This window comes from Escherichia sp. WS1451, from assembly GCF_046487365.1.
GTDB classification, from domain to species: Bacteria; Pseudomonadota; Gammaproteobacteria; order Enterobacterales; family Enterobacteriaceae; genus Escherichia; species Escherichia coli.
Map to the genome: position 1 here is coordinate 1 of NZ_JBJQJP010000057.1, position 2,594 is coordinate 2,594.

Sequence of the window (2,594 nt, forward strand, 5' to 3'; positions counted from 1 at the left end):
CGGTGTAACGCCTCAGCTGGCCGCGCGCATCGTGCACCAGCGCAGCCTCGCCGCCCCGCGCATCCGTGCGGCTGACCGCCAGCCCCTGTTCATCATACCCGTAGCGCGTGACGCGCCCTTCCGGGTCCGTCTCCCGTATCACCTGGCCGTGTTCGTTGTAATCCGCCTTCCATACGTGGTCGTCATCCAGCGCCCGGCGCGTGATTTCATCAAAACTGCCGTTACGGTGCTCTGTCTTTCCCTGTGATCTTTCTGATTTTGCGAGCCGCCTTCCGGGAAAGGGGCTTGTCGCCATCTGACGATCGTTGTATCGTTATGCCGCGTCTGCAAAATCAGGCGTCGGGATTGGCATCCTGAATTTCTCTTGTTGGCGACACATGACGCGCCTGCGTCTTTTTTGTGTCGTGTGTTCGGTCACACCTCAATGGCGGGACCGGATGGGGGCGTCGCAAGACGCGCCGGTGTCCAACAAGGCCGGTAATGCCAACTCCGTTCGGTTCCGCCACCCGTGAAATTGGCATTTCCGGTGGCGGCGTAATTAACGACTTGTTGGAGGTTGCCTTATGGCTACAGTCCTCACCCCTGATTATGATTTATTGTCCATTCCTTTCAGTTCTGCCACCGATTTCACTGACCAGGCCGATCACTGCGATCGTTTCGCTGAAACTCTTATAGAGTGTCACGATCCGGCGCTGAAAATGGCGCTATATGGGCGTCTTCGCGCCTGTCTCGCCATTCTGCATCCCACGCTGAACGATCCTATTCCACCCCATCTGGTAGACAGCCTGACACTCGACGACCTGCCTGCCTCATTTCCGCACTTTGACCCGGATCCTGAGCAATTGTGTGAATATTGCGAGGTATTACTCCAGCTCCTGACGGAACAGGCGCAGGGATCTAAAATGGAACAACCCCTGACGGGGCTGCTTTGTGAACTGGTCTGGTTCTTTGCGGCAAAACTGAAAGCGCCACGCTGGTTGCGTACTACTGATGGTGTGGTGTTTATTGACAATATTATCCAGCCGTAATATCAGTCCTCCCGGATTTTCGCCTGTTAGTACTGGCGGAGATCCGGGAGAATAAAAACCAATATTCACCGAGATTATTACGTTCCGACTTAGCCGTGTTGCTTAACTAGCCTATTAATTAAATCTATATATTCATCATTATACACGCTTCCCATATTTTCCTTACTAAACATTTCCAGTAAGCTAATAACTCTATTTTTATACTCAACAGGGATCGTTTCTCCCGACAAAACGATATTATTGACTATAGAGTAAAAGTTTCTTTTTGATTTATCTTTTGGTGAAATATCTGGAATAGATAAAATATAGTTCCATTTAAATTTATAATTCCTAAATTGAGGAAATCTAAAAATGAACAAAGAAACATAATAATTAACTTTCCTCTTACTTTTCAAGTTGAAAAAAAGATTATATAATTCTTCTGATGGATACAGTTTGTATCGCACGAACATATTTCCCAAAGAGGATATTACGTTTATGGTTATTTTATCATCATCCTCATAAAATCTTGCAATCTTAATTAATTTATCTACTAGTTCACCATCATTAAAAAAAACACCATAAAACACACTATATTCTTTACGTGGCATTTTTTCAAAATCGCAAATTAATTTTAAGATCTCTTGCTTGCCCTCTCCAAGAGAGATATTTTTAACACCCTTAGTAATCATATCTATTTTTTTTATATTTTTATTTATTATACTATTCATTCAACATCCTCCTGCTTTAAAGTGCCCTTTGCTATCAACATCAGTTACACTACCCTTTTCGAGGATTTTGCTAATTTCTTCCATGCTTAAATATTTTCGTCCCTCTGCAAGATTATTTGCATTATAACTATGATAAAATCCACCATCTTTCCTGATGGCATTTTCAAGGTTAAGATCCCCTTTCATATGATCCAATATAGAACCTTCTATATTTCTGGCATTTACCCGCCTACCAAGTTCATCAACATATTTAACTTGGCTAAAAACTCGCCCATCTCTTGCATGCTCTATAACACGTTCTTGAACTGTTCTATCTGTTATACCGTTATAAATAACGTTTCCTGACGAGTCAATTAATTGATAGAAAGACCATAATCCTAACGGATCAATCCATCTTATTGGATTCGGCGCATACCGGTAAAGATTCAGCCCGCCACGGATCGAAATCGGATCCTGACTGATAAACCTCCCGCACTCCGGCGCATAATACCTGAACAGATTGTAATGCAGCCCTGTTTCTTCGTCAAAGTACTGCCCCGGTAGCCGCAGCGGCTGCTCAAAGTACGCCCCGCTGTTGCTGATGTCGCCCCGGTTTTCGCCAAATCCAGCCTGATAGCCCGCCCACACCAGCGTCCCGTCCGACGCGGTCACCTCCTGTACCGTGCCCGTCAGGTCCGTGTGGTAATACCAGATTTTCCGGCTTTCTCCACGCCCCGTGATGGCCGCCACCGGCGTGTACGGCTGCTCCGCGTCGTACAGGTATGTCCGCTTTCCCTGCCACGTTGTCTCCTGCAACAGCCGGAACCCTTCCCACACAAACGTCGTCCGGCTTCGTTCTCCCCGGTCCGTATGGCGG

General features: G+C 46.4%; 3 protein-coding genes and 1 pseudogene. 1 reads left to right on the forward strand and 3 read right to left on the reverse strand.

Annotation, left to right across the window (positions count from 1 at the left end; all coding sequences use genetic code 11):
* A partial coding sequence (locus ACJHX7_RS26045; protein ID WP_410231733.1) for an RHS repeat domain-containing protein occupies positions 1 to 295 on the reverse strand: 295 nt, incomplete at its 3' end.
* Positions 296 to 563: 268 nt separating this feature from the next.
* On the opposite strand from ACJHX7_RS26045, the gene ACJHX7_RS26050 reads away from it, so the two are divergent.
* Entirely contained in the window at positions 564 to 1,028 is a 465-nt protein-coding gene (locus ACJHX7_RS26050; RefSeq protein WP_094030590.1) for a hypothetical protein, read from the forward strand.
* A gap of 89 nt (positions 1,029 to 1,117) precedes the next feature.
* Here ACJHX7_RS26050 and ACJHX7_RS26055 read toward each other — a convergent pair whose 3' ends face one another.
* Together ACJHX7_RS26055 and ACJHX7_RS26060 are read right to left on the reverse strand one after the other, a co-directional pair.
* A complete protein-coding gene (locus ACJHX7_RS26055) occupies positions 1,118 to 1,738 on the reverse strand; it encodes a hypothetical protein (RefSeq protein ID WP_410231734.1) in 621 nt (206 codons plus the stop codon).
* 372 nt (positions 1,739 to 2,110) lie between these two features.
* Positions 2,111 to 2,594, reverse strand: a pseudogene (locus ACJHX7_RS26060) (RHS repeat-associated core domain-containing protein); the annotation flags it as partial.